The following is a 26293-nucleotide window of genomic DNA, read 5'->3' on the forward strand; positions in this document are numbered from 1 at the left end:
GGCCCGGACACGGTCCTACTCCACCCTCCAGGTGTCCCCGCTGGCCAGCAGGGCGGCCAGCTCGCCGGCGCCGCGCTCGGCCCGCGCGTCGGCCACCTGCTCGTTCACCAGCTCGTCGTAGGCCGGGCGGCGCACGTCCCGCAGCACCCCGATCGGCACGTGCTCGAACGCGGGCTGGTCCAGGCGCGACAGCGCGAACGCGTACCCCGGGTCCTCCCGGTGCGCGTCGTGCCGCAGCAGCCGGTCCTCTCCCACCGAGTCCACGTCCACGACCTCCAGGCCGCCGAACTCCCCGGCGACCACGCCCCGGTCCGGGCCCAGCCGCAGCGGCTCGCCGTGCTCCAGGCGCAGCAGCCGGACGTCCCGCGCCGCCGGGTCCTTCAGCGGCTCGAACGCGTCGTCGTTGAAGATCGGGCAGTTCTGGTAGATCTCCACGAACGACGCGCCGGGGTGGTCGGCCGCCGCCCGCAGCACCGACGTGAGGTGCTTGCGGTCGGAGTCGATCGTGCGGGCCACGAACGTGGCCTCCGCGCCCAGCGCCAGCGACAGCGGGTTGAACGGGTGGTCCAGCGACCCCACCGGCGAGGACTTGGTGATCTTGCCCGGCTCGGAGGTGGGGGAGTACTGACCCTTGGTCAGCCCGTAGATCCGGTTGTTGAACAACAGGATGTTGATGTTGACGTTGCGGCGCAGCGCGTGGACGAGGTGGTTGCCGCCGATGGACAGCCCGTCGCCGTCACCGGTCACCACCCACACCGACAGGTCCGGGCGGCTGGTGGCCAGCCCGGTCGCGATCGCCGGGGCGCGCCCGTGGATCGAGTGCATGCCGTACGTGCTCAGGTAGTACGGGAATCGGGAGGAGCAGCCGATGCCCGACACCATCACCACGTTCTCGCGCGGCACGCCCAGCTCGGGCAGGAAGGACTGGAAGGCGGCCAGGATCGCGTAGTCGCCGCAGCCCGGGCACCAGCGCACCTCCTGGTCGGACTTGAAGTCCTTCATCTTGTACGCGGTGTCGGTCCTGGGCACCAGGCGCAGCCCGCCCAGGGCCTCCGGGGCCCCGTGGACGTGGCCGTTCGCGCCGGTACCCGTCACGTTCTCAGTCACGGTCGATGACCTCCTGAAGCACGCCCGCGAGCTCCTCGGCCTTGAAGGGCAGGCCGCGGACCTTGTTGTAGCCGATGACGTCGACCAGGTACCTGCCGCGCAGCAGCAGGGACAGCTGGCCCAGGTTGATCTCGGGGACCACCACCCGCTCGTACCGGTGGAGCACTGTGCCGAGGTTGGCCGGGAACGGGTTGAGGTGGCGCAGGTGCGCCTGCGCCACCCGGCCGCCCGCGCGGCGCACGCGGCGCACCGCCGCGGTGATCGACCCGTACGTGCCGCCCCAGCCCAGGACCAGCACGTCCGCCTCCCCGCCGGGGTCGTCCACCGCCAGCTCGGGGATGTCGCGGGCGATCGCGTCGATCTTGGCCTGGCGCGTGCGGACCATCAGGTCGTGGTTGGCGGGCGTGTACGAGATGTCGCCGCTCTGCGCGTGCTTCTCGATACCGCCGATCCGGTGCTCCAGCCCCGCCGTGCCCGGCACCGCCCACGGGCGGGCCAGCGTCTCCTCGTCGCGCAGGTAGGGCAGGAAGGTTTCGCCCGGCCCGTTGGGCCCGGTCGCGAAGGCCGGGTCGATCCGCGGCAGCTCCGAGACCTCCGGCAGCCGCCACGGCTCCGAACCGTTGGCCAGGTACCCGTCGGAGAGCACCACCACCGGCGTGCGGTAGCGCACCGCGATCCGCACGGCCTCCAGCGCGGCGTCGAAGCAGTCCGCGGGGGAGGCGGGCGCCACCACGGGCACCGGCGACTCGCCGTTGCGCCCGTACAGGGCCATGAGCAGGTCGGTCTGCTCGGTCTTGGTGGGCATGCCGGTGCTCGGACCGGCCCGCTGCACGTCCACGATGACCAGCGGCAGCTCGGTCATCACCGCCAGCCCCACCGTCTCCTGCTTGAGCACCATGCCCGGACCCGAGGTGGTGGTCACGCCCAGGGAGCCGCCGAAGGCCGCGCCCAGGGCGGCGCCCACACCGGAGATCTCGTCCTCGGCCTGGAACGTGCGCACACCGAACCGCTTGTGCCGGGACAGCTCGTGCAGGATGTCCGACGCCGGGGTGATCGGGTACGAGCCCAGGAACAGGGGCAGCCCCGACCGCTCGGACCCGGCGATCAGCCCGTAGGCGGTGGCCAGGTTGCCGGTGATGTTGCGGTAGGTGCCCGCCGGGAGCCGCGCGGGCTTGATCTCGTAGGAGACCGCGAAGTCCTCGGTGGTCTCGCCGAAGTTCCACCCCGCCTGGAACGCGGTCAGGTTCGCGGCCAGGATGTCGGGCTTGGCGGCGAACTTCGACTTCAGGAACGAGGTCGTCCCCTCCGTCGGCCGGTTGTACATCCACGACAGCAGGCCCAGGGCGAACATGTTCTTGGCCCGCTGCGCGTCCTTCTTGGAGATGTCGGCGCCGGACAGCGCCTCCACCGTCATGGACGTCAGCGGCACCGCGCTCACCTTGAACGCGTCCAGCGTCCCGTCCGTCAGCGGGTCGGCCGTGTACCCGACCTTGGCCAGGCTGCGCTTGGTGAACTCGTCGGTGTTGACGATCACGGTGGCGCCCCGGGGCAGGTCGCCCAGGTTGGCCTTGAGGGCCGCGGGGTTCATCGCCACCAGCACGTCCGGGGCGTCCCCCGGGGTCATGATGTCGTGGTCGGCGAAGTGCAGCTGGAAGCTGGACACCCCGGGCAGGGTCCCGGCGGGAGCGCGGATCTCCGCGGGGAAGTTCGGCAGGGTGGACAGGTCGTTGCCGAACGACGCCGTCTCCTGCGTGAAGCGGTCACCGGTCAGCTGCATGCCGTCGCCGGAGTCCCCGGCGAAGCGGATGATGACGCGGTCGAGCTGTTCGATCTGTTTGGCCACTGAGATCGACGACCTCCTTGGTGAGCCGCCGGTCGTGACGGGCGGCGGCGCTCGGGTGTCGCCCCCGACCGGACCGCACCGTCGCGGGCCGGGTGCCTGGTTCGGGGACGTGGGGACAGCGTTCGCGGCCCTCGCGAGCGCCGGATGCGCCAACCCGGTCTCGCGCGGTGCGGCCGCGCCGCGACGGCCGGGTCGTGAAGGGGCCAGCCTTCAACGACACGGCCGCCCGCGCACCGGACCGAGGGGCTGGAGTCCCGACGGCCTGGTACACGCAGTGATGAGGGCCACGTTCGCACTATAGGTCGTCGGGTGTGCCGGGACCGCGCGCGGGTGGCCATTCTCACACGGAGGGGGGTCGGAGGGGTGTGGCTGTGGGCGAAGGTGCGGGTGGTGCGGGGGAGGCGGCAGGTGAGAGGGAGATCAGTGATGCCTCGGACGTTGGTCCCATAACGGGAACGCGGAGCGGCGAGCCGCACGTTTGCCACCATGTACGCATTCATCGTCGGCTGAACGAGGAGGTGGTGGCGTGTACGTCAGCGTGGCCCGCGCGGCCGGTCTGTTCGTCGGCGCCGCGGTGCTCGTCGTCCTGGTCGGCTGGCTGTGCGGAGCGGAGAAGGGCGCCCAGTTCTCCGTGGCCCTGGTGCTGTGCGCCGGGGTCCTGGTCTACCTCTTCGGGGAGTCCCTGGCGCTGCGCGCGATGCGCGCGCGGCCGGTGAGCGAGATCGAGCGCCCCGAGCTGTACAGGATCGTCCGCGAGCTGGCCACGGCCGCCCGGCAGCCGATGCCCCGGCTCTACCTGTCGCCGGTGCGCTCGCCCAACGCCTTCGCCACCGGCAGCAGCCCGCGCCGCGCCTCCCTGTGCTGCACCACGGGGCTGCTGCGCACGCTGGACGAGCGCGAGCTGCGCGGCGTGATCGCCCACGAGCTGGCGCACATCCGGGCCAACGACACGCTGATCAGCTCGGTGGCCGCCACCCTGACCGCGGTGATCACGGCGACGACCGCCATCGCCCTCCTGGTCCCGCTGGGGGACTCCGAGGAGAGCGACATGCCCACCCTGCTGGGCGGTCTGATGACGGTCCTGCTGGCGCCGCTCGCGGCCATGGTCGTCTACTGCGGGGTGGGGAGACAGCGGGAGTTCCGGGCCGACGAGCAGGCCGCGCGGCTGACCGGCGACCCGCTGGCGCTGGCCGACGCCCTGCGCAAGCTGGAGGTGGGCGCGCTCCGGTACCCGCTGCCCCGGGAGCGCAGCCTGCTGGCCTCGGCGCACCTGATGACCACCAACCCGTTCCCGAGCGGCGTGGGCCGCCTGTTCGCCGCGCACCCGCCGACGGCGGAGCGCGTCCGGCGCCTGCGGGAGCTGCGCCGCAGCTGGGACCTGGGCCACTGAGGCGCTGCCGACGGACCCGCGGGGCGGCCCGACCACGCCGGTGCGGTGGGACGGCGACGGCCGCCCTCCCCCTCGGGGGCGGGCGGCCGTCGTGTCCTCGCCGCCGGCTACGTCTGCCGGTCCGCCACCGCTAGCGGTAGTTGACGAACTGGAGCGCCAGGTCGAAGTCCTTCTCCTTGATGAGGTTCTGGACGTTCTGGAGGTCGTCCTTCTTCTTGGAGCTGACGCGCAGCTCGTCGCCCTGGATCTGGGCCTTGACGCCCTTGGGGCCCTCGTCGCGGATCAGCTTGGAGATCTTCTTGGCGTCCTCGGAGGTGATGCCCTCCTTGAGGCCGACGGGAAGGCGGTACTCCTTGCCCGAGAGCCGGGGCTCGTCGGCGGGGTCCAGGATCTTCAGGGAGAGCTTGCGCTTGACCAGCTTCTCCTTGAAGACGTCCAGGGCGGCGTTGACCCGCTCCTCGGAGTTGCCCCTGACCTCGATCCCGTCCTCGCCCTGCCAGGCGATGGTGGTCCCGGTGCCCTTGAAGTCGAACCGCTGGGCCAGCTCCTTGGCGGTCTGGTTCAGCGCGTTGTCGACCTCCTGACGGTCGAGTTTGGACACGACGTCGAAACTGGATTCGGCGGCCACGTTCGCTCACACCCCGCTAGGTCTTCATGGGTCGCGGGCGCCCGTGGACGCCCGCGTGGGTTCTCGTCGGTCCGCGGCGGATCCCGCGCGGACGGTCCTCAGAGCTTAGCCGCGCGCTGGTCGGGCGCCCGACGTGCCCGGTCGGGGCGCGCCCGAACAACCGATTTCAGGTTCGGGCGGATCATCCGCTATTCTCGGTGATGCGCCGCGACGAACACGTCGCCGCAGCCCAGGCAGGTTGCCCGAGCGGCCAATGGGAGCGGACTGTAAATCCGTCGGCTTAGCCTTCCAAGGTTCGAATCCTTGACCTGCCACACGGGGAGAAGGCCCCGGTGACCAGCGGAAACGCTGGACACCGGGGCCTTCTCGCGTTCCCGGCCGTTCACGGGTGTCTGTGGAACAGCCGCGGAACGCTCCCAGGCGGCGCTCCCGGGTGTCCGCGCGGTCCGCGCCCGCCCCGGGCCGTCCACGCCTGTCCTGAGTCGCCCGCGCCCGTCCCGGGCCCGTCGCGGCCACCCGTGCTGGCCGCCGTCCCCGGGGCGGACCGAGGCGGCCCGGGATCCCCGTGCGGCGGCCCTGGCGCGCCTCCGCTCCGGCGCGGGTGTGACGCCCCACAGTGGGGGAGACGCGGGTCACATCCCCTCGCCCCTCCGGTGGGTCGGAGGGTGTTCCGGACCCCGCGCGGCGCTGTTTTCCGGATTCGGCCGGTCGCGTATTCATCTCGGTCGGGACACGGGCGGATAACGCGAATGTCCGCTCTCCCCTCAGGGGCGTCGAGGGCGGGTCATGTGCCCGAATGGGCGCTGACCTGCGGTTTCGCTGTTGTCCTTGGAGGGTTGGCGCGCCGGCCCCGTCCCTGCTGCGCTGGTAGCGGATGGTGTGTCCGCTTCGCCGGTCCGAATCCGTCTTGGCACGGCGTCGGTCCTTTGGGCGGGTCGAGCGGAAAGAAAGCCAATGTGGCCATTCGCGGTCAGCACGAAAAGAATGGTCGAGACAATCTGGACAAAATGCTTCGCGAGTTTCGGCGTTGACAAAAACTGGGGGCCGGATGATGATTGCCCCAGTCCACCGCGACACAGGTGCAACAAGCGCCTGAGTCTTTTTCTGTCAATACCTCGTAACCGATTCTCGGGGGAAGTCATGTTCAAGAAGATGGCCGTTGCTGGCCTGGTCGCCGGTGCCGCGATGGGCGCGCTCCTCATGGGAGCCCCGGCTCACGCCAGTGGTTCGCACGGTGGTGACCAGCAGTTCAACCAGAACCTCCAGCTGGTTCCGATCCAGTCCTGCAACCTGCAGGCCAGCGTCGGCCTGGTCGCCGTGACCGTGCCGGTCCTGTCGCCGCAGACCACGGGCGACTGCACCAACGGCCCCGTCGGCACCAACATCAGCTAGTTCCGGCAATCCGTCCGCAAGAAACGCTATCTCAAACTTTCTCGAAGGGTAATTCAATGCTGCGTAAGCTCGGAGTTGCCGGCCTCGTCGCTGGTGCCGCTTTCGGTGTCGTCCTCGCCGGTTCCCCGGCCTCCGCCAGCGGTTCGCACGGCGGCGACCAGCAGTACAACCAGAACCTGCAGGCCATCCCGGTCCAGCTGTGCAACACGGACGCCACCGTCGGCCTGGTCGCGATCACGATCCCGATCCTGTCGCCCGACACCACCGGCGACTGCACCAACGGCCCCGTCAGCACCAACATCGACTAGGAGACCCGGCATGCTGCGCAAGTTCACCACCGCCACCGCCATCGCCGGTGTCGCCCTGGGCGCCATCCTGGCCGCCACGCCCGCCTCCGCGGGTGAGTCGCACGGTTCGCACGGCGGCGACCAGCAGTACAACCAGAACCTCCAGCTGGTTCCGGTTCAGCTCTGCAACACGGACCTGACCGTGGGCCTCCTCGTCGGGGTCACCGCGCCGATCCTGTCGCCCGACACCACGGGCGACTGCACCAACGGCCCGGTCAGCACCAACATCGACTAGGAGACCCGGCATGCTGCGCAAGTTCACGGCGGCCACCGCCATCGCCGGTGTCGCCCTGGGCGCAATGCTCGCCGCCTCACCCGTGTTCGCCAGCTCGCACGGCGGCGGCCAGCAGTTCAACCAGAACCTCCAGTTGGTTCCGGTCCAGATCTGCAACGCCCAGCTGTCCGTCGGCCTGGCCGGCGTGACCGTGCCCATCCTGTCGCCACAGACGACGGGTGACTGCATCAACGGTCCCGCCACCACCAACGTCCAGCACGACGACTCCGAGGACCACGACAGTGGCGCCCCGGAGGGTCACAAGGACGAGGGTGAAGACGGGGGCGACGGGTACTAGCCACCTCCGGGTGGCGGGGTCCCCGATCCCGCAGTGACGGAAGACGCGAGTGGTTCGTCGAGGCCCTCCGGCAGCCTGCCGGAGGGCCTTGTCGCAGGTAGGACATCCGAGGGAACCGACGTGGGGGGAGACGTCAGATGAGGCGCACGGTCCTGACGGGAGCGGTACTGCTGTTGGCCGCCACCGGCTGCGGCGAGCAGTTGAGCGTGCCCGACCCGCCCGAGGCCACGAGTACTCCGGAGACGGAGCAGAGCCCGCAGGGGGAGACCGCCGGCCCGCAGGAGCAGGCCAGCCCGCGGGAGACGCGGCCCACTCCGGAGGAGGACGCCGACCAGAGCAGCGGGGCCTTCGTCCTCAACCGGTACGGCAACGAGAACGGGTTCGACGACCAGACCCCCACCGAGTACGTGGCCACGGAGTTCACCACCTTCACCGACATGGAGTGGGACACGTGGGCGGACGAGGTCGCGCGCGGCGAGGGAGGGGTCAAGGGGACCTGGTGCATGCAGGAGGGGTGCCAGGACGACCCCTACGAGGTCGAGGTCGAGCTGGGCGACCCGGTGGACGTCGACGGCACCATGTACTTCTCCACGTACACGATCACCGACCACGGCGAGGAGATGTCCGAGGAGATGATCGGGACGCTGGAGGAGACCGACGGCGGAACCCTGGCGGTGCCGGAGCCCGAGTGATCCGGGCCGGCTGCCGGGGGCACGCCGCCGCGTCCGGCGGAGGTGAGCTTCGCCTCCCTCCGCAGAATCATGCCAAAGTTCCTCAAAAGTACATAACTCCTGATCAAAACGGGTGACGCGGCCCTCTTCCCGGGACCGGAGGGGGCCGAAACGGGCGTGGCGCGCCCGCGAGGTCTCTAGTCTGCTGAGTTGTGGGACTCAACCAGTGGACGGACAACCACGCGGACGACGGACGCGGCGCCGACGGGCGGCCGACGCCGCGGCACGGCCGCGCCTCACTGCTGCGCCTGGCCGCCTGGTTCGAGGAGTCCGACCCGGACCGCGCCGACGCCCTCGCCGCCGCCTCGTACGCCCTCCACCCGGCGCTCCACCTGGAGGGGAGGGTGGACGAGGGTGTCGCCGCGACCACCAGCTGGTGGCAGGCCGACGCCGACCGCAGCACCGTCACCGAGCACCCGGGCGCCCGACCGCCCGAACCGGTGAGCGACCACCGCGCCCAGCAGGCGCGCCTGCGCGACGCCGCCGAGTCCTCCGCCCACTGGCGCCGCGCCGGTGCCGCGCAGATCCGCTCCCTGCTGACCGAGCCCACGGGCCGCCGTGCCCGCCTGGACCTGTCCGGCGCCGGGATGGAGGTCCTGATGGAACTCCTCACCGCGGCCCTGGGATCCGGCGACGCCAGCAGGCGCCCCACCTCCGCCGGGGACCTGGAGTTCGCGCTGCGCCTGCACGTCGTCGCCGCGCCGGGCGCCGACGTCACCATCCGGGGCGAGGGCGGGGAGCTGACCCTGGAGGGGCTGCGCCTGCTGGTGACCCCCTACGAGCAGCACAGCCCCGGTGACCTCGACCCGCTCCCGGAGGAGCCGGAGGAGGACGGGGCGGACCCCCTCGCGGCCGGTGCCCCGGAGGGGGGGGACGCTGCCCCGGAGGGGGAGGAGGTCTCCGCCGATTCCCGGACCTCCGTGGATCCGCTCGGCCCCGGGACCGACGAGGACCTCTCCGAGCCGTCCGAAGAGCCGTCCGAGGACCCGCTGGCTCCCGCCGACTCCGTAAGCCCGGACGCCTCCGCTGCCCCTGAGGCTCCGGTGGGTCCGTCCGTGCTCGACGGCCCTGCGGCCCCGTTCGATCCGCGGGTCCCTGTCGCACCTGAGAGTGCGCAGACCCCAGATGACCCGCTGGCCCCCGCCGACTCTCCGTACTCTGCCGCCTCGGACCGTTCGACGGGCCCGCAAGCCCCTGCTGGCACCAAGGCCCCAACGGCTTCCTCCGCCCCGACAGACACGAAGAACCCCGAGACCCCGGCGGCCCCTTTCGACCCTCGGCTCCCGACTGCCTCGGGCCGCTCGGCCAGCCCGGGCACATCGTCCACGCCGTTCGCCCCCCGCAACCCCTTCGCCCCGGCCGCCTCCGAGGACCCGAAGACCCCGCCGTCCCCGGCCGCACCCCGTACCCCCCAGACCCCGGCCGCGTCGACGGAACCCCTCTTCCCCCAGCCCCCGACGGTCCCGCCGTACTCCGCGCGCTCCGAAGCCCCGCCCGTCCCGGAGATCCCCGGGACGCCCGCCGCCCCGTCCTACGCGGACATCCTGGGGATTCCGGTCCCCTCCACGACCCCGGAACCCTCCCCGGCTCCCGAGGCGGCGCCCCGCCCCGAGGACACCGAACCCACAGGTAACCTCCCTGGACCGGACCCGCGAGCCCCCGGCCCGGACGACCTGTCCGCGAACCCGCCCGAGAAGCCATCGTGGGAGTGATGGAGACGGACACCTACAGCGAGGACGCCGCGCTCATCGGCGAACGCCAGGCCGCGGCCCGCGCCCTCCTGGCCCATCCCCTGCTCACCGAGCGCACCCACCCCGCCGAGTTCGCCCTCGTGCGCTCCCACACCGAGTGGCTCGTCCAGCGCTTCCAACGCGTGCTCGGCTACCGCCTGACCGTCGCCGAGGACCACGCCCGGCTGGTCAAACGCGGTCTCGTCACCGAGGTCGCGCGCCCCCTCGCGCGCGGGACCGGCGCCCCCTTCACCCCGCGCACGCACACCTACCTGGCGCTGTCCCTGGCCGTCCTGGTCGAGGAGCAAGGCCCCACCACCGTCCGCGGCCTGGCCGCGCGGGTCCGCTCCGCCGCGCACGAGGCCGGGGTCGACGCCGACCCCGAGCGCGGCCTCGCCGAGCGCCGCGCCTTCTGCGCCGCCCTGCTCCACCTGGTCTCGCTCGGCGCCCTCACCGAGGACTTCGGCACCATCGCCGACCACCGTGAGGACCCCTCCGCCGACGCGGAGCTGATCCCGCACACGCAGGTCCTGCGCTCGGTCGCCGTCCACCTGCCCCGCGCCTCCGACGACCCCGACTCCTTCCTCGCCGCCGCACGCGACACCGACCCCGACGGCGACCACCAGGGCGAGACCGCCCTGCGCAGGCTCCTCACCGAGACCGCCGTCGTCTACCGCGAGGAGCTCCCCGACCGCCAGCGCGACCGCCTCGCCGCGCACCAGTGGCGGGCCGCAGCGGCGCTCGGCAACCTCCTGGGCTGCGACACCGAGGTCCGCGCCGAGGGCGTCGCCCTCGTGATGCCCGACGAGGCGGGCGCCCGCCCCGCCTTCCCCTCCGACGACCCCGTCGGACAGGTCGCCCTGGCCCTGGTCCGCCACCTCTCCGGCCGCCTGCACCCCGGTCGCCCCGCCACCTCCGCCCCGGTCCCGGAGGAGGAGATGAACACCGCGCTGGAGGCCCTCTGCGGCGCGGACGCGCCCGCGCGGGCCGAGTGGGCCCGCACCGCGGGACCCGAGATCCCCGACCCCGGACGGCTCCGCGAGCGGGTCCTGGTCCTGCTGGCCGACCTCGGACTGCTGCGGGGCGCCCCCGGACGGTGGCGGCTCACCGCCGCGGCCGCCCGCTACGGGGCCGAAACGGACATCCGCGTCCCCCCGATCCAGGACAATGACGAAGACAGCCGGACACATCCCGACCCGGTGCGTGCCCCCGGCGACGACGAGGGCGGACCCGACGCTCCCGCCGACCCCCGCGGCGATCTGAGCCGGGTGGCGTCCGTGCTGCAAGCGGTGGCGAACGAGAAGGTGAGCGCGACCAGTGGTGACTCAGGAGACCAGCCAGGCCCCGGAAGCGGCGGCGGCGACGGGTCCGGCTGATTCCGCCGGTACCGGCGCCTCCGGCGGCGTCCCCCGCTACCGGCTCGAACGTGCGGGCATCCGCAACGTCTGGCAGTACGACGACCACGTCCTGGACTTCGCCGAGGGGCGGCTGCTGCTGCGCGGCCGCAACGGCGCGGGCAAGTCCAAGGCGCTGGAGATGCTGCTCCCGTTCCTGCTCGACGGCGACGTGCGCCGCCTGGACACCACGGGCACCAACCGCACCAGCCTGCGCTGGCTCATGGCCGAGGACACGCGGCCCGGCCGCCTCCACGGAGCCGAGGACGACGGTCCCGACCTGCTCGGCGGCCCCGGCGCGGAGGACGCGTCCGCGGACGCCCCGCACGGCGCCGACGCCTCCGACGACCCCGCGGAGGAGGAGTCCGGCCCCGCCACCCGGCTCGGCTACCTGTGGGTGGAGTTCACCACCGAGCGCGGCGACCGCGGACTCGACGCCGCCGCCCGCTCCGGCAACGGCCGGGGGGCCTCCGCGCTGCTCGCCGGTACCGGTGCGAGCAGCGCCTCCGCCCTCCTCGCCGCCAGCGCGGCGGCCAGCGCCGCCGCCGACTCCGACGCGGCGGCGCGGGAACCCGAGCCCCGCGACCCCGACGCTCCGCCCAGCCACCTGACCCTGGGCGCCGCCGTCATGGCGGTCGGCGACTCCGACCCTCGGTGCGTGTTCTTCGTCACCGACCGCCGGGTCGGCCACGACCTCGAACTCGTCACCGACGGCCGCCCCAAGCCCGTCGACCGCCTCCGCTCGGAGATCGGCGCCGACAACTGCTTCACCAGTCCCGTCCCCTACCGGGCCCGCGTGATGCACGACCTGTTCGGCATCGACGACTCCGTCCGCTACCGCAACCTCATCCACCTGCTCTACCGGCTGCGCCGCCCCACCATCGGCGACCGCCTGGAGGCCGGGGAACTCGTCGGCGTCCTGTCCGAGGCGCTGCCGCCCATGGACGAGACCGTCCTGGACGAGGTCGCCCGCAACATCGCCGACCTGGAGCGGGCCCGCTCCGACAAGGACGCCCTCACCGAGGCCGGGGCGGGCGTCACGGCGTTCCTGGAGGACTACCGGGGCTACCTCGTCCACACCCTGCGCGCCCGGGCCGCCGAGGTGCGCGAGCAGATCGACGCCGCCGCGGACCGCACCGAGGAGACCGAGCGGCTGCGCGCCGAACTCGACGACCTCATCACGGCGGAGAGCCAGGTCTCCGAGGAACGCGACCAGGCCCGCCGCACCCGCGACACCGCCCGGTCCGACGACATGACCCTCGCCGCCGCCCAGGGCGGCGCCGCCACGGCCACGGACGGCGAGCGCCGCGCCTACGACGCCGCCGTGGGCGCCTACATCCGCGCGGCCGAGGCCGCCTGGGTGGCCGCCGAGCACGCCGAACGGGTCGAACGCCACACCGTCGAGCGCATCGGCGAGGACACCGCCACGATCGAGCGCGCGCTCGACGTCCTGCGCCAGACCCACGCCGAGGCCGCGCGCGCCGCCTCCGCGGCGGGCATCGACCCCGGCGTCCTCGGCACCGTCCCCGACCCGGTCGCCACCGTCCACGCCCCCCGCGAGAGCACCACCCGGGTCGACCTGCGGGGACTGGAACAGGCCGTCGAGCGCGAACCCGTCGAGGGCGTGGACCTGGACACCCTGCGCGAACGCCTGGGCCGCCTCCACGACCGCCTCACCGGAGCCGCCGACCGCGCCGCCGACCGCGCCGACCTGGCCGCCCGCCTGACCGGACTCACCGCCGCCGAGGCCGCCGCCGACCGCCGCCTCGTCGCGCTGACCAGCGAGGCCGAGTCCGCCGACGCCGTGCTCGAACGCGCCCACCAGCGCGAGCAGGACGCCGTCGCCCTCGTACGGCGCCAGAGCGCCGCCTACGCCGAGGGCGTCCGCGCCTGGTCCGCACGGCTGCGCGACTCCAGCCACGCGCACGCCCTGGGCGAGGCCATCCACGAGCTGGAGGGCAGCGTCGAACTGCCCATCGACGACGCCCTGCGCGTTCTGGACCCCGCGGTCCCCGGCAGAGTGGCCCGTCTGGCGCACGCCGCCGTGGACCCCCTCCTGGAGGAACTGCGCGCACGGCGGGACGTGGCCGTCGGGGAGGAGGGCCAGCTCTCCGGCGAACTCGCGGAACTGGCGGACCGGCGCACCAAGAACGCCGAGCACGCCCCCGAGCGCCCCGGATGGGCCACCTACCCGCGCCCCGAGGGGGACGGCGTCCCGCTCTACCTGGCCGTCGACTTCGCGGACGGGCTCAGCACGCGCGAGCAGGCCGGTCTGGAGGCCGCCCTGGAGGCCAGCGGACTGCTGGCGGGCTGGGTCCGCGCCGACGGCGCCCTGCACGACCCGACCACGCGCGACCTCATGGTCTCCCCGGTGCCGGTCCCCGCGCTCTCGCGCCCCGTCCGCGGCCGGACGCTGCTCGACGTGCTCGTCCCGGCCGCCGGTCCCACCACCGGCCGCGGCGTCGCCCCCGACACCCTGCGCGCCCTGCTCTCCTCCATCGCCCTGGACTCCGAGGCGGAGCGGGTCCGCGACCCCGAGGACGCCGAGGCCGAACCCCGTCACCGCAAGGACAGCCCCGGAGCCGTCGCCCTCTCCAGCGCCATGTCCCTGTCCGGCGGCTGGCGCCTGGGCGTGGCCTCCGGTGCCCACTACAAGAGCGAACCCGAGTACATCGGCGAGGCCGCCCGCAAACGTGCCCGCGACCGCACCACCGCCAACACCGACAGGCGCATGGCGATCGCCGAGGCGCTGCTCGCCGAGGCGGGCGAGCGCCGCTGGGCCGTCGAGCACTCCTACGCCGAACTCCTGGAGGTCTCCCGCGACCTGCCCGACGCCGCCCCCCTGATCCGCGCCTGGGCCGTCCTGGAGACCGCCCGGGACGACGTGGCCGCCGCGCGCCGCGCCCACGACGTGGCCCGCGACGCGGCCGAGGACTGCCGGGCCGAACTGCTCGACATCCGCGAGGGGCTGCGCCGCTCCTCCGTGGTGGAGGGCACCGGGGTGGGCGGACCCGCGGAGGGGGAGAAGGACCTGCCCACCGCGCGCGCCGACCTGGACAGCGCCCTGCGCGCCCTGGACCACCTGCGCGTACTCATCGCCTCCGCGCTGCGCGACCTGGACGTCCTGGCCTGGGAGCTCGCCGACCACGAGCACCACGTCGCCGCCTGGCGGGCCGTCCGGGCCGACCGGGTGCTGGCCGAGGACGCCCGCGCCGCGGCGATCGACGACATGATCACCGTCCGCCGCCAGATCGAGCTCGGCGACCGGGCGCGGGGCGTGGCCGAAGAACAGCTCGACGCCGCCCGCGAGCAGGTCGGGGCCAGGGCCGAGGAGGCCGCCCAGCGCCTGCCCGAACTCGAACGCGACGCCCAGCGCGCCCGGGACGAACGGGTCAGCGCCGAGGCGCGCCTGGCCGCGGCCACGCGCGAGCGCGCCGAGCAGGTGAGTCGCGCGCTCGCGGCCGGGGACGGCCTGGTCTCCTCGCTCACCTGGACCGACGCGTCCGGAGCCGAGGTCCCCGACGCCGTGCTGCTGCGCGCCGCGGGACTGGGCGCGTGCGCCGAGGACGACGCGCCCCTGGCCGCCTACCTGGCCGCCCGCGCCGAGACCGCGCCCCCCGGGCCCGACGCGCGCCTCGCCCTGCTGGAGGCCTTCGTCCTCGGGATGGAGGAGGGCCTGGCCGCCCCGGAGGGCGACGACGCGGCGGACGTACCCCGGGTCGACGACAGCACGGTCCTGGCCAGCCGCGAGGACCTGGACCGGGTGCTCGCCTCGGCGGGCTGGACGCAGGTCCGCACCGAGATGAGCGAACCCCGGGGCGTCAAGCGCCTCACGGTCCACGACGAGGACGGCGCGCACGACGTCACCGCCTACGCCGAACGGATCGCCGCCGCGGTCGCCGGGGCCGAGGAGAGCGTCGCGATCGCGGAGGAGGAGGCCTTCGAGCGGCACCTGCTCGGGGAGCTGGCCGGCCACCTGGCGCGTCAGGTCGAGGAGGCCAGGGCCCTCATCGCCACCATGAACGACGTCCTCAAGGACGTCACCACCTCGGCCGGTCTGGGCGTGCGCCTGGACTGGCGGCTCGCCCCCGACGCGGGCGCGGACATCGAGGCGGTCGTGCCGCTCCTGGCCACCCCGGCCAAGGAGCGGACCCGCGTGCAGACGACCCGGCTGCGCGACGCGCTCCGGCGCTGCATCGAGGCCATCCGCCGCCTGGACCCCACCGCCACGGGGGGCGCGCAGCTGCGCGCGGCCCTGGACTACCGGTCCTGGTTCACCTTCACCGTGTACGTGACCGACGGCGCGGGCGACGAACGGCGCCTGGGGCACCGCACGGCGCTCAGCCAGGGCGAGCAGCGCGTGGTGGCCTACCTGGTGCTGTTCGCGGCCGCCGCCGCGCACTTCGACGCCCTGGCGGCCCGGGCGCCGTGGGCGCCGAGACTGATCCTGCTCGACGACGCCTTCGCCAAGGTCGACGAGCCCACGCACGGACGCCTGCTGGGCCTGCTGGTCGAACTGGACCTGGACTTCGTCCTGACCTCGGAACGGGTGTGGGGCTGCTTCGCCAGCGTCCCCAGCCTCAACATCTACGAGTGCCTGCGGGACCCGAACGTGCCCGGGATCGCCACCCTGCACTTCACGTGGGACGGGAGCAGGAGGCGCCTGGTGGGGGTGTGAGGGGGGCCGCGTCGGGGGAGGAGGCCTGTCGGCCCCTCCCGCGACGGAGACCGGCGTTCGGCGAGTGCTTCCTCCCGTCCTGTCCTAGTCTGCTTGTGCGGAGACGACACGTGAACGGGGTGACGAAGTGACTCGGGTACCCGAGACGTTCGAGGGTGGGACGGCGCTCCTGGACGCTCTGGCGCGCTCCGGACTGCCCCGGGAGGTCAGCTCCTGGGTCAGCGCGGCCCTGTGGGGAGAGGACGCCCTGGAGGCCCGCCTGAGGGGTGAACGGGTCCCCGAGCCGGAACCCGTCGCCGAGCCGCCCGCGGGCAGGGTCCGGCGGACCTACCTCACGGGGATCAGGGTCCAGGGCTTCCGGGGCATCGGCCGCCCCGCCGAGCTCACCTTCGACGCCGGTCCCGGACTCACCGTGATCGTCGGGCGCAACGGCTCGGGCAAGTCCAGCTTCGCCGAGGCCGCGGAGGCGGCCCTCACCGGCCGCAACCCCCGGTGGGATTCCATGCCCACGGGCTGGCGCGACGGCTGGCGCAACCTCCACTACGACGAGCGCACCGAGGCGACCGTGGACGTCCGCGTCGCCGGGGACGAGGGCTCCACCCGCATCAGCCGCAGGTGGACGGGCGAGAGCGTCCGCTCCGCGCGCGGCGAGGTCGTCCACCCCGACGGCGAGGTCTCCCCCCTCAGGACCATGGACTGGGGCGACAACCTCGTGCGCTACCGCCCGTTCCTGTCCTACGACGAACTCGGCCGCACGGTCACCGGGCGTTCGGCCGAGCTGTACGACACGCTCACCGGCCTGCTCGGGCTCAGCGGCCTGGCGGAGGCCGAGCGGCGCCTGGCCAAGGTGTGCGACGGGCTCGCCAAGCGCCGCGACCGGCCCTCGCGGGAGCTGCGGTACCTGCTCGACGCGCTCCGGGCCTCCGACGACCCCAGGGCCGTGCAGGCCGTCCAGCTGCTCACCGCCTCCTACTTCGACATGGACGCCCTGCGCAGGCTCGCCTCCGACACCGGGCCCAGCGACCCCGAGCTGCACACGGTCCTGCGCCGCCTGCGGCGGCTGGCCGTGCCCGAGCGGACGCTGATGTCCGACGTGGTCAACGAGCTGCGGGGCGCGTCCATGGAGCTGGCCATGGCCGCGGGCAGCAAGGGCGACCGCGCGCACGGGGTGGTCAGGCTCCTGGAACAGGCCCTCGAACACCACCAGCGCCACCCCTCCGAGACCGAGTGCCCCACGTGCTCCGCGCCGCTGGGCGCCGACTGGGTGCGCCGGGCCAACGCCCAGCTGCGCGCCCTCAAGCCCCAGGCGGCCGTCGTCTCGGCCGCCTACGAGCGCGCCGACGCGGCCAGGGACCAGGCCCGCTTCCTGATGTCCCCGGCGCCGGGCTGGCTGCCACCGGAGAGCGAGCTGGGCCAGGTGTGGTCGCTGTGGGAGTCCGGCGCGGACATCGAGGACCTGGCCGAGCTGGCCGAGCACATCGAGGCGGTCGGCCGCAGGCTGCGGGCGGCCGCGGTGAGCGCCCGCCGGGACGCGAGCGAGCGGTTGGAGGACCCGACCGGCGGCTGGTCGGAGCTGGCCGAGCAGCTCTCGGGGTGGCTGGACGACGCCCAGGACGCCCTCACCGCGCGCGAGGTCCTCAACGGGGCCGAGGCCGCGCTGAACTGGCTGTCGGAGCAGGCGAGGATCCTGCGCGAGGAGCGGCTGGGCCCGGTCGCGGCGCAGGCCGAGCAGGTCTGGTACCGGTTGCGCCAGGAGCGCCACATCGACCTCCAGGGCATGCGGCTGATCGGCCGGGGCGCCCGGCGCCGGGTCGAGGTGGACGTGTCGGTCGACGGCGTCGGCGACCAGACCAGCGCGCCCGGGCTCCTGAGCCAGGGCGAGTTCCAGGCGCTGGCGCTGTCCATCTGCCTGCCGCGCACCCTGGTGGAGGGCAACCCCTTCGGCTTCCTGGTCCTGGACGACCCGGTCCAGGCGATGGACACCGAGACCGTGGAGGGCCTGTCCGCGGTGCTGGCGGAGGTGGGCAGGCACCGGCAGCTGATCGTGTTCACCCACGACACCCGTCTGTCCGACGCCCTGCGCCGACTGGGCCTGCCCGCCGACATCCGCACGATCAACCGGGACGCGATGTCCAACGTGTGGGTCGAGGCGGTCTGAGTCACAGTCGCGGCGCCGAAACCGCTGTGAACAGGGGTTTCGGCGTCCGGGCGCGGGGCGGGGGCATTCGATTTGGCAGACCACCCCCGGATCCCTGTATAGTCATGACCAGCGCAAGGGGGCAACACCCCCGGGGCGGACGAGAGAAAGCCCCACCAGCGCGCCCCTTTAGCTCAGTCGGCAGAGCGTCTCCATGGTAAGGAGAAGGTCTACGGTTCGATTCCGTAAAGGGGCTCCACCACTTGACGGGGTACGGTCCACTCAGGTGGGTGGCCGGAGGGAGCATCCGCCGGCCTGCACCGGGTCGCAGCCCTGGTAGGGTTGTGGTCCCGTTGATCGGGGCGGGGTAGCTCAGTCGGTAGAGCAAGCGGCTCATAATCGCTGTGTCGTCGGTTCAAGTCCGGCCCCCGCTACCAACCCGCTGACCCCTGAGCCCACATCTCAGGGGTCGTCGCGGGCGTTTACTACTGTTTCCAGCGAGAAAGGCACTCCGAAGTGGCTGCCACCGACGTGAGGCCGAAGATCACCCTGGCCTGCCAGGAGTGCAATCACCGGAACTACATCACCCGCAAGAACCGTCGGAACACCCCCGACCGTCTCGCGATCAAGAAGTTCTGCCCGAACTGCCGCAAGCACAACGAGCACCGCGAGACCCGTTAGGTCCCGCGCGAGCGCCCCTGTCGAGCGCGATCGTCTCCGCCGCGACGTCGCAGAGGCAGTTCTCGAAGGCTTCCAGCCCGGTGAGCGATCCGCTCACCGGGCTGTTCGCGTGTCCGGGCCCCTTCACGACAGGAGCAGGAGAGAGCGTGGCGATCAACCCTGACTACCTCGGCCGGGAGTACCCCGCGCCGGAGGCCTACGAGGTCACCCGGGGCAAGATCCGGGAGTTCGCCGAGGCGGTCAACGACCCCAACCCGGTCTACACCGACCAGGCCTCGGCCCGGGCGGCCGGACACCCCGACGTGGTCGCCCCGCCCACCTTCCCGGTCATCCTGGGGATGGCGGGCTCGGCCCAGGCCATCGCCGACCCCGACCTCGGCCTGGACTTCTCCCGGGTCGTGCACGGCGACCAGAGCTTCCGCTACAGCCGTCCGCTGCACGCCGGGGACGTCCTCAGCAGCGTCACCCGCATCACGGCCATCCGGGCCCTGGGCGGCAACGAGCTGATCACCCTGGAGACCGCGGCACACGACGCCGACGGCGAGCACGTGGTCACCGCCACGATGATGCTGGTCGCGCGAGGAGGAGAGGCATGAGCAGGCTGCGCCACGCCGACGTCGAGGTCGGCACCGAGCTGCCCGAGCGCACCTTCCCGGTCCGCCGCCTGGACCTGGTCCGCTACGCGGGCGCCTCGGGCGACTTCAACCCGATCCACTGGAACGAGCGCTTCGCCAAGTCTGTCGGACTGCCCGACGTCATCGCGCACGGCATGTTCACCATGGCCGAGGCCGCGCGGGTGATCACCGACTGGGCGGGCGACCCCGGCTGCGTCGTCGACTACTCGGTGCGCTTCTCCGCGCCCGTGGTGGTCCCCGACGACGACGAGGGCGCCGAGATCACCGTCGGCGGCAAGGTCAAGACCAAGAACGACGACGGCACCGTCACGGTGCTGCTGACCGCGCGGTCGGGCGGCGCCAAGGTCCTGGTGCAGTCCAAGGCCACCGTGCGCCTGGCGAGGTAGACGTGACCGCACTCTCCGAGTACACCACCCTGCGTCTGGGCGGCCCGGCGCGGACCTTCCTGGTCGCGGGCACCACCGACGAACTGGTCACCGCCGTGACCCGGGCCGACGCCGCCGGCGAGCCCGTCCTCGTCCTGGGCGGCGGCAGCAACCTCGTGGTCTCCGACGACGGGTTCCCCGGAACGGTGGTCCTCGTGGACTCCAAGGGCGTCTCCTTCGAGGAGGCGGGCACCGACGACGAGGGCGAACCGGTCGTGCTGCTGCGCGCCGACGCGGGCGTGGAGTGGGACCCGCTGGTGGAGCGCGTCGTGGCCGAGGGCCTCAGCGGGCTGGAGTTCCTGTCGGGCATCCCCGGCCGGGTCGGCTCCACGCCCATCCAGAACGTGGGCGCCTACGGCCAGGACGTCAGCCAGACCATCCGCGAGGTGCTCGTCCACGACCGGCGCACCGGCGAGCGGCGCCGGATGACCAACGCCGAGTGCGGCTTCAGCTACCGCGACAGCGTCTTCAAGGGCGACGACCGCCACGTGGTGTGCGAGGTGGTCTTCGCGCTGCGCCGCTCCAAGCTCAGCCGTCCGGTCGCCTACGCCGAGGTGGCCCGCACCCTGGGGGCCGAGGCGGGCGCCCGGGTGCCGCTGGAGCGGGCGCGCGAGACCGTCCTGGGGCTGCGCAAGGGCAAGGGCATGGTCCTGGACCCCGCCGACCCCGACACCCGCAGCGCCGGGTCGTTCTTCACCAACCCGGTGGTCACCGCCGAGGAGTTCGCGGCCGTGCGCGAACGGGCGGCCGCCCGCCTGGGCGCCGACGTGCAGGTGCCCGGCCACCCCGACGCACGGGGGAACGTCAAGCTCTCCGCGGCCTGGCTGATCGACCGCGCCGGGTTCACCAAGGGGTACGGCGACGGCCCCGCGCGCATCTCCGGCAAGCACAGCCTCGCCCTGACCAACCCCGGCGGCGCCACCACGAAGGACCTGCTGGAGCTGGCCCGCGAGGTGCGGGCGGGCGTGGAGGAGGCCTTCGGGGTCCGCCTGGTCAACGAGCCGGTGATGGTCGGCGTCTCCCTCTGAACCGGTGCCCCGAGCCCCGGCCCCAGCCGCGCCCAATTTCCGAGTTGGGCGCGGCAAACTTGTTTTTCAGGGCGGGCTGATAAATCAATTCAGTAAAGCCATGAATTGCATTCCCCTTCTGTTGTGCCATAAAGTCGGAGGCGTCGAAGGGGAGTAGTCCCCAATGCGTGCGATCGACACACTGGCCGCCCCGCGGCCCGGTCGTACGAGCCCGGCCAGGCCAGACACGCCGAGCCAGGAGCGGACGAGACCTTTGACCCGGAAAAGACCGGGTTGAAGTGGTGTCCGCCTCCTTCTGCCCAGACAGGATCGGACGGAAGGGGAAACATGACGGGGTTCGCCGCCGGGCTGGCATTCAGCGCCTTCGCCATCTTCATCGCCGAAATGGGCGACAAGACCCAACTCGTGGCCATGTCCCTGGCCACCCGCTACCGGGCCCTCACGGTCATCCTCGGCATCACCGCCGCCACCGCCGTCGTACACGCGGGCAGCGTCCTGCTGGCCGAGGTCCTGGGCGCCGCGCTCCCCACCGACTGGCTCACCCTCGCCGCCGGTGTCGCGTTCCTGTTCTTCGGCGCGTGGACCCTGCGCGGCGACGAGATGAGCGACAAGGACGAGGCCCGAGCGGCCTCCCGGCGCATCCGCTCCGCTTTCGCGACCGTCTTCGTCGTCTTCCTCGTCGCCGAACTCGGCGACAAGACCATGCTCGCCACGATCACCGTCGGCACCCAGCACCACTGGCTGCCCGTGTGGATCGGCTCCACCGTGGGCATGGTCGCGGCCGACGCCATCGCCATCGCGCTGGGCGCCGTGCTCGGCAAGAAGCTGCCCGAGCGCGCCATCCAGATCGGCGCGGCCACCCTGTTCTTCGTCGCGGGCGTCGCCATGCTGGGCCAGGGCGCCTGGATGCTCCTCGCCTGAGCCCTGAGCCCTGAGCCCTGAGCCCTGAGCCCTGGGCCGGATGGGGCGGGTGGCTCCGGCGGGGCCGGGACCGCGCCCCGGACGGCCGATGCCTCCGCGAGCGGCCGGAGCCGGGGGCGGCTCAGTCCCCGACGGGCTCCGGGTCTGCGGCCAGCCAGGCGTCCACCCCGGCCAGCAGCTCCTTGCGCAGCGACTCCGGCGCACCCGAGCCGCGGACCGACATCCGCGCCAGCTCGGCCAGCTCCGGGTCGGAGAACCCGAGCACCTCGCGGGCGATCCGGTACTGCTCCACCAGGCGCGGCCCGAACAGCAGCGGGTCGTCGGTGCCCAGCGCGACCGGGACCCCGGCGTCGAAGAGCGTGCGCAGCGGCAGCTGCCCCAGGTCGTCGTACACCCCCAGGCCCACGTTGGAGGTCGGGCAGACCTCCAGGGTCACCCCGCGTTCGGCGATCCGCTCCACCAGCCGCGGGTCCTCCACGGCCCGCACACCGTGCCCGATCCTGTCGGCGTCCAGCACGTCCAGGCACTCGCGCACGCTGCGGGGCCCCTGGAGCTCGCCGCCGTGCGGAGCGGAGAGCAGCCCGGCCCGCCGCGCGATCCGGAACGCCCCCTCGAACTCCAGGGCGCGGCCACGCCGCTCGTCGTTGTTCAGGCCGAACGACACCACGCCCCTGCCCGCGTACTGGCGGGCCAGGCGGGCCAGCACCTTGGCGTCCAGCGGGTGCCTGGTGCGGTTGGCCGCCACCATCAGGCCGACGTGCACGCCGGTCTCGCGCTCGGCGGCGCGGGCCGCGTCCAGGAACAGCTCCAGGGTGGCGGTGAGCCCGTCGAAGAGCGACGCGTAACCGCTCGGGTCCACCTGGATCTCCAGCCAGCCGGACCCGGCCGCGCGCTCGTCCTCGGCCGCCTCGCGCAGCAGCCGGTACACGTCCTCGGGTCTGCGCAGCACCGACCGGGCGATGTCGTACAGGCGCTGGAAGCGGAACCAGCCGCGCTCGTCCGTGGCGCGGAGCCTGGGCGGCCACTCCTCGACCAGGGCCTGGGGGAGGTGGATGCCGTGCTCGGCGGCCAGCTCCACCAGGGTGGGATGGCGCATCGATCCGGTGAAGTGCAGGTGCAGGTGTGCTTTGGGCAGCCGGTCCAACCGGCGGGCGCTGGTCGGTGTCTCCATGACGTAAGCCTGCCGTATACGGGACGCCTCCGGTGCCAGTACGCCCCACCCGGCCGCGCGGGGGCCGGTCCCCGTACACGCGGACGCGCCCCGGGGAACCCGTCCCCGGGGCGCGTGAACGGAGCCGGTGACCGGGTGCCCGGCTTCAGGGGGTTCTGTCCGGGCGCCCGCGGGGTTCTGGAGGTGGCGGAGGCGGGTTCGCGAGGAACGAGCGAACCCGCCGGAGGCACCGAAGGTTCCCGCTCTTTGGGCGCCCGGACACGGGCGAAGCGCAGCGGAGCCCCGAAGAGGCGCCGCTACTTGGCCTCGGCCAGCAGCTTCTGGATGCGGCTCACGCCCTCGGCGAGGTCCTCGTCGCTGAGCGCGTAGGACAGGCGCAGGTAGCCGGGGGTGCCGAAGGCCTCACCGGGCACCACGGCGACCTCGGCCTGCTCCAGGATGAGCTCGGCCAGCTCGGTGGAGGTCTGCGGCGTCCGGCCCCGGATCTCCTTGCCCAGCACGCCCTTGACCGAGGGGTAGGCGTAGAACGCGCCCTGCGGCTCGGGGCAGACCACGCCGTCGATCTCGTTGAGCATGCGCACGATCGTCTTGCGGCGGCGGTCGAAGGCCTCGCGCATCGTCGCCACGGCGTCCAGGTCGCCGGAGACCGCGGCCAGGGCGGCGGCCTGCGAGACGTTGGCGACGTTGGAGGTGGCGTGCGACTGGAGGTTGCCCGCGGCCTTGACCACGTCCTTGGGGCCGATGATCCACCCCACGCGCCAGCCGGTCATGGCGTAGGTCTTGGCCACGCCGTTGACGATGACGGTGCGGTCGGCGATCTCGGGCACCTCGACGGGCAGCGAGGAGAACTCGGCGTCCCCGTAGACCAGGTGCTCGTAGATCTCGTCGGACAGCACCCACAGGCCGTGCTCGTTCGCCCAGCGGCCGATCTCGCGGACCTGCTCGCGCGGGTACACGGCGCCGGTCGGGTTGGACGGGGAGACGAACACCAGGACCTTGGTGCGCTCGCTGCGCGCCGCCTCCAGCTGCTCCACACTGGCCAGGTAGCCGGTGCTCTCGTCGGTGACGACGAAGACCGGGACGCCGCCCGCGAGCTTGATCGACTCGGGGTAGGTGGTCCAGTACGGGGCGATGACGATGACCTCGTCGCCCGGGTCCAGCATGGCGGCGAAGGCCTCGTAGATGGCCTGCTTGCCGCCGTTGGTCACCAGGACCTGGGCGGGGTCGACCTCGTAGCCGGAGTCGCGCAGGGTCTTCTCGGCGATGGCCTTCTTGAGCTCGGGCAGGCCGCCGGCGGGCGTGTAGCGGTGGAACCGGGGCTCACGGGCGGCCTCGACGGCGGCCTCGACGATGTAGTCGGGGGTCGGGAAGTCGGGCTCTCCCGCGCCGAAGCCGATGACGGCACGGCCCTCCGCCTTCATCGCCTTGGCCTTGGCGTCCACGGCCAGGGTGGCGGACTCGGAGATCGCGCTGATACGTGCAGAGAGACGGGGTCGATCAGTCATGCGTCCCATGTTGTCATGCGCCCCTGGTCCGGGCGCGGGCGGGAAGGAGGGCGCAACCGGACGAAGGGGTCGTTCACCCTCCTCGGAGGGACGAACGGTTTGGTCACGGCGCCCCGAGCGCATACACTCTTTCGGGTCGGCCGGTCGTGGCCCAGGTGTTACCTGGCGCACGGTGTGCGCAGCGCACCGGAACCGGCTATGGTGGGATTGCAGTTTCCGCTAAGGGCAGTGGCTCAATTGGCAGAGCACCGGTCTCCAAAACCGGCGGTTGGGGGTTCGAGTCCCTCCTGCCCTGCACCTTCGCGCGTGCGGTGCGGCGCCCCGGCGGGCGCCGCACGGCACGGGCACCGAAACTACGGGGACAAGTAGCAGCCCGCGACCCTAAGGACCCCAGGTGACTCAGACTGACGCCGACGCCAAGCCCGACAAGGAGCCCAAGCGTCGTACCGGTCCGGTGACGTTCACCAAGCAGGTCGCCGGAGAGCTGCGCAAGGTCCGCTGGCCCACGCGCCGCGAGCTGGTGACCTACACCATCGTGGTCCTCGTCTTCGTTCTGGTCGTCCTGGGATACGTCTCCCTCGTGGACTGGGGCTTCGGCGAGGCGGTCACCTGGCTGTACGGCACGTTCGGCACTCCGCAGGGCGTCTGACCACCACTTCCGCGCCGCGTCCTCCGGCAGGAGCCGGGACGCGGCCTCCTCGTCCGCGCGTTGGTCCCGGTCCGCCCGGAGAGACCGTAAGCTGGCAGAACCGGGTTCGACGCACAGCGCTGCCTCGTGTGCGTCGCCCCGAGAGCGAATCCGACGAGAGAAAGAGCAGCCGTGTCCGAGTCCCCACTGACCTCTGACGACTTCCCCGAAGAGGAGCCGGTTCAGTCGTCGGCGGAAGAGACCGGCCTGGCGGGCGAGCTGCCGGAGGACGCGACCGACGCGGTCGACACCGACAGCCCGGAGCTGACCGGTGACGCCGACGCGTCCGAGGCCGCCGACGACCACGAGGGCGTCGTGGAGGAGGACGAGGAGCAGGACGAGGCCGCCGAGGAGGAGGCCCCCCGCCTGGACCCCGTCGAGGAGTTCAAGAACGAGCTCGTCCTGCTGCCCGGCGACTGGTACGTCGTGCACACCTACGCCGGTTACGAGAAGCGGGTCAAGGCCAACGTCGAGAGCCGCACCCAGTCCCTCAACATGGAGGAGTACATCTTCCAGGTCGAGGTGCCCGAGCACGAGGTCACCGAGGTCAAGAGCGGCAAGCGCCAGCAGGTCACCGAGAAGGTCCTGCCCGGCTACGTGCTCGTCCGCATGGACCTGACCGACGAGTCCTGGTCGGCCATCCGCAACACCCCGGGCGTCACCGGCTTCGTGGGCCTGTCCAACAAGCCCGCGCCGCTGAGCCTGACCGAGGTCGCCAAGCTCCTCGCCCCCGAGCCGGAGGTGGAGCCGGAGCAGGCGCAGCAGGCCCGGACCGCTGGCGGCGTCGGAGAGGCCCGCATGGACGTGGCCTACGAGGTCGGCGAGTCCGTCACCGTCATGGAGGGCCCGTTCGCGACCCTGCCCGCGACGGTCAGCGAGATCAACCCCGACACTCAGAAGCTCAAGGTGCTGGTGTCGATCTTCGGCCGCGAGACCCCGGTCGAGCTGTCGTTCAACCAGGTCGCCAAGATCTAGCCCGTCCACTCCCGGCTCTCACCGCTCGGGCCCGCGGTCGCGGAACGGCTGTCGGGGCACTCCACGCCCCCGCCGCCCGGGCTCGGGCCCCGCGGTCGTGAGGTGCCTGTCAGGGCACCTCCATGATCGGCATAGACTTGGTGGGTCCGCCCCGTGGCGGACCCACTCGCGTGTCCCGCCCCGGCGGGGCGCGCCCCGGCCCGCCCGGTCCCGGCGGGCCGACGCCCCGCGCCCGTCGAGCGCGGGGTTCCCGCCTCCTTCGGCAGCGGTTCCCCGGCCCCCGCGGCCGCGCGGTGCCGTCAGGGAGGCAACGGG

The 26293-nt window shown here is 72.8% G+C and carries 22 protein-coding genes and 4 tRNA genes; 21 read left to right on the forward strand and 5 right to left on the reverse strand.

Translation table 11 applies throughout. The features are described 5' to 3' along the window. Window positions 1-15: 15 nt before the first annotated feature. Both G011_RS0120140 and G011_RS0120145 read right to left on the reverse strand, forming a co-directional pair. Window positions 16-1107, reverse strand: a complete 1092-nt coding sequence (locus G011_RS0120140) for a 2-oxoacid:ferredoxin oxidoreductase subunit beta (protein WP_019610075.1) — start codon at window positions 1105-1107, stop codon at window positions 16-18. Further along, window positions 1100-2950 (reverse strand): 2-oxoacid:acceptor oxidoreductase subunit alpha, encoded by a 1851-nt coding sequence (locus G011_RS0120145; protein ID WP_019610076.1) that lies wholly within the window; start codon window positions 2948-2950, stop codon window positions 1100-1102. Before G011_RS0120145 ends, G011_RS0120140 begins: the two co-directional genes overlap by 8 nt. A 526-nt stretch (window positions 2951-3476) precedes the next feature. Between G011_RS0120145 and G011_RS0120150 the strand changes: the two genes are divergently transcribed. Continuing rightward, on the forward strand, window positions 3477-4340 hold the full coding sequence (locus G011_RS0120150; protein ID WP_019610077.1) for a M48 family metalloprotease: 864 nt from the start codon (window positions 3477-3479) through the stop codon (window positions 4338-4340). 130 nt (window positions 4341-4470) lie between these two features. Here G011_RS0120150 and G011_RS0120155 read toward each other — a convergent pair whose 3' ends face one another. After that, window positions 4471-4968 (reverse strand): YajQ family cyclic di-GMP-binding protein, encoded by a 498-nt coding sequence (locus G011_RS0120155; RefSeq protein ID WP_013156079.1) that lies wholly within the window; start codon window positions 4966-4968, stop codon window positions 4471-4473. 232 nt (window positions 4969-5200) lie between these two features. Between G011_RS0120155 and G011_RS0120160 the strand changes: the two genes are divergently transcribed. The 17 genes from G011_RS0120160 to G011_RS0120240 all read left to right on the forward strand — a co-directional run bounded on the left by G011_RS0120160 (window position 5201) and on the right by G011_RS0120240 (window position 21639). Beyond that, window positions 5201-5282: transfer RNA gene (locus G011_RS0120160), tRNA-Tyr, on the forward strand. Window positions 5283-6108: 826 nt separating this feature from the next. Next, entirely contained in the window at window positions 6109-6360 is a 252-nt protein-coding gene (locus G011_RS0120165; protein WP_013156080.1) for a hypothetical protein, read from the forward strand. A 56-nt stretch (window positions 6361-6416) separates the two neighbouring features. Beyond that, window positions 6417-6668 (forward strand): hypothetical protein, encoded by a 252-nt coding sequence (locus G011_RS0120170; protein WP_019610078.1) that lies wholly within the window; start codon window positions 6417-6419, stop codon window positions 6666-6668. Between the two features lie 10 nt (window positions 6669-6678). Beyond that, window positions 6679-6942 carry a hypothetical protein gene (locus G011_RS0120175; protein ID WP_013156082.1) on the forward strand — a complete coding sequence of 88 codons (264 nt, stop codon included), beginning with the start codon at window positions 6679-6681 and terminating at the stop codon, window positions 6940-6942. Between the two features lie 10 nt (window positions 6943-6952). Next, the gene (locus G011_RS0120180; RefSeq protein ID WP_019610079.1) at window positions 6953-7279 is read left to right on the forward strand and encodes a hypothetical protein; all 327 of its coding nucleotides are present in this window, start codon (window positions 6953-6955) and stop codon (window positions 7277-7279) included. A gap of 137 nt (window positions 7280-7416) precedes the next feature. Continuing rightward, entirely contained in the window at window positions 7417-7971 is a 555-nt protein-coding gene (locus G011_RS0120185) for a hypothetical protein (protein ID WP_019610080.1), read from the forward strand. Window positions 7972-8162: 191 nt separating this feature from the next. Then, the gene (locus G011_RS0120190) at window positions 8163-9722 is read left to right on the forward strand and encodes a DUF2397 family protein (protein ID WP_019610081.1); all 1560 of its coding nucleotides are present in this window, start codon (window positions 8163-8165) and stop codon (window positions 9720-9722) included. Next, complete coding sequence (locus G011_RS0120195) at window positions 9722-11116, forward strand: TIGR02678 family protein (RefSeq protein ID WP_019610082.1); 1395 nt, start codon at window positions 9722-9724, stop codon at window positions 11114-11116. The genes G011_RS0120190 and G011_RS0120195 overlap by 1 nt, the downstream gene beginning before the upstream one ends. Then, window positions 11058-15812 (forward strand): TIGR02680 family protein, encoded by a 4755-nt coding sequence (locus G011_RS0120200; RefSeq protein WP_019610083.1) that lies wholly within the window; start codon window positions 11058-11060, stop codon window positions 15810-15812. The genes G011_RS0120195 and G011_RS0120200 overlap by 59 nt, the downstream gene beginning before the upstream one ends. Window positions 15813-15939: 127 nt before the next feature. Then, window positions 15940-17970, forward strand: a complete 2031-nt coding sequence (locus tag G011_RS0120205) for an ATP-binding protein (protein WP_019610084.1) — start codon at window positions 15940-15942, stop codon at window positions 17968-17970. 162 nt (window positions 17971-18132) lie between these two features. Next, window positions 18133-18208: transfer RNA gene (locus tag G011_RS0120210), tRNA-Thr, on the forward strand. Between the two features lie 102 nt (window positions 18209-18310). Next, window positions 18311-18386: transfer RNA gene (locus G011_RS0120215), tRNA-Met, on the forward strand. Window positions 18387-18465: 79 nt separating this feature from the next. Beyond that, window positions 18466-18630, forward strand: coding sequence for a 50S ribosomal protein L33 (rpmG, locus tag G011_RS0120220; RefSeq protein WP_013156089.1), 165 nt, complete (start codon window positions 18466-18468; stop codon window positions 18628-18630). A gap of 146 nt (window positions 18631-18776) precedes the next feature. Beyond that, on the forward strand, window positions 18777-19226 hold the full coding sequence (locus G011_RS0120225; RefSeq protein ID WP_013156090.1) for a MaoC family dehydratase N-terminal domain-containing protein: 450 nt from the start codon (window positions 18777-18779) through the stop codon (window positions 19224-19226). Next, entirely contained in the window at window positions 19223-19651 is a 429-nt protein-coding gene (locus G011_RS0120230) for a MaoC family dehydratase (RefSeq protein WP_013156091.1), read from the forward strand. Before G011_RS0120225 ends, G011_RS0120230 begins: the two co-directional genes overlap by 4 nt. 2 nt (window positions 19652-19653) lie before the next feature. After that, the gene (locus G011_RS0120235) at window positions 19654-20718 is read left to right on the forward strand and encodes a UDP-N-acetylmuramate dehydrogenase (protein ID WP_019610085.1); all 1065 of its coding nucleotides are present in this window, start codon (window positions 19654-19656) and stop codon (window positions 20716-20718) included. Between the two features lie 327 nt (window positions 20719-21045). After that, entirely contained in the window at window positions 21046-21639 is a 594-nt protein-coding gene (locus G011_RS0120240; protein WP_013156093.1) for a TMEM165/GDT1 family protein, read from the forward strand. Window positions 21640-21760: 121 nt separating this feature from the next. Here G011_RS0120240 and G011_RS0120245 read toward each other — a convergent pair whose 3' ends face one another. Continuing rightward, window positions 21761-22810, reverse strand: a complete 1050-nt coding sequence (locus G011_RS0120245) for an adenosine deaminase (RefSeq protein ID WP_013156094.1) — start codon at window positions 22808-22810, stop codon at window positions 21761-21763. A gap of 296 nt (window positions 22811-23106) precedes the next feature. Further along, window positions 23107-24315, reverse strand: a complete 1209-nt coding sequence (locus tag G011_RS0120250) for a pyridoxal phosphate-dependent aminotransferase (RefSeq protein ID WP_174547194.1) — start codon at window positions 24313-24315, stop codon at window positions 23107-23109. Between the two features lie 222 nt (window positions 24316-24537). On the opposite strand from G011_RS0120250, the gene G011_RS0120255 reads away from it, so the two are divergent. From G011_RS0120255 to nusG, 3 genes are all read left to right on the forward strand, one after another. Then, a tRNA-Trp gene (locus G011_RS0120255) sits at window positions 24538-24610 on the forward strand. Between the two features lie 99 nt (window positions 24611-24709). After that, window positions 24710-24964, forward strand: a complete 255-nt coding sequence (gene secE / locus G011_RS0120260) for a preprotein translocase subunit SecE (RefSeq protein WP_013156096.1) — start codon at window positions 24710-24712, stop codon at window positions 24962-24964. 171 nt (window positions 24965-25135) lie between these two features. After that, entirely contained in the window at window positions 25136-25978 is an 843-nt protein-coding gene (gene nusG, locus G011_RS0120265; RefSeq protein ID WP_019610087.1) for a transcription termination/antitermination protein NusG, read from the forward strand. The last annotated feature ends 315 nt before the right edge of the window (window positions 25979-26293 follow it).

The organism is Nocardiopsis sp. CNS-639, from assembly GCF_000381685.1.
In the GTDB taxonomy this organism is placed as follows: domain Bacteria; phylum Actinomycetota; class Actinomycetes; order Streptosporangiales; family Streptosporangiaceae; genus Nocardiopsis; species Nocardiopsis dassonvillei.

What these genes read in the sequence shown, in the direction of transcription:
- G011_RS0120170 (WP_019610078.1), top strand. Translation starts at nt 6,417, where the DNA reads ATGCTGCGTAAGCTCGGAGTTGCCGGCCTCGTCGCTGGTGCCGCTTTC.
- G011_RS0120195 (WP_019610082.1), top strand. Translation starts at nt 9,722, where the DNA reads ATGGAGACGGACACCTACAGCGAGGACGCCGCGCTCATCGGCGAACGC.
- G011_RS0120230 (WP_013156091.1), top strand. Translation starts at nt 19,223, where the DNA reads ATGAGCAGGCTGCGCCACGCCGACGTCGAGGTCGGCACCGAGCTGCCC.
- G011_RS0120250 (WP_174547194.1), bottom strand. Translation starts at nt 24,315, where the DNA reads ATGACTGATCGACCCCGTCTCTCTGCACGTATCAGCGCGATCTCCGAG.
- G011_RS0120245 (WP_013156094.1), bottom strand. Translation starts at nt 22,810, where the DNA reads ATGGAGACACCGACCAGCGCCCGCCGGTTGGACCGGCTGCCCAAAGCA.
- G011_RS0120240 (WP_013156093.1), top strand. Translation starts at nt 21,046, where the DNA reads ATGACGGGGTTCGCCGCCGGGCTGGCATTCAGCGCCTTCGCCATCTTC.
- G011_RS0120165 (WP_013156080.1), top strand. Translation starts at nt 6,109, where the DNA reads ATGTTCAAGAAGATGGCCGTTGCTGGCCTGGTCGCCGGTGCCGCGATG.
- G011_RS0120185 (WP_019610080.1), top strand. Translation starts at nt 7,417, where the DNA reads ATGAGGCGCACGGTCCTGACGGGAGCGGTACTGCTGTTGGCCGCCACC.
- G011_RS0120175 (WP_013156082.1), top strand. Translation starts at nt 6,679, where the DNA reads ATGCTGCGCAAGTTCACCACCGCCACCGCCATCGCCGGTGTCGCCCTG.
- G011_RS0120180 (WP_019610079.1), top strand. Translation starts at nt 6,953, where the DNA reads ATGCTGCGCAAGTTCACGGCGGCCACCGCCATCGCCGGTGTCGCCCTG.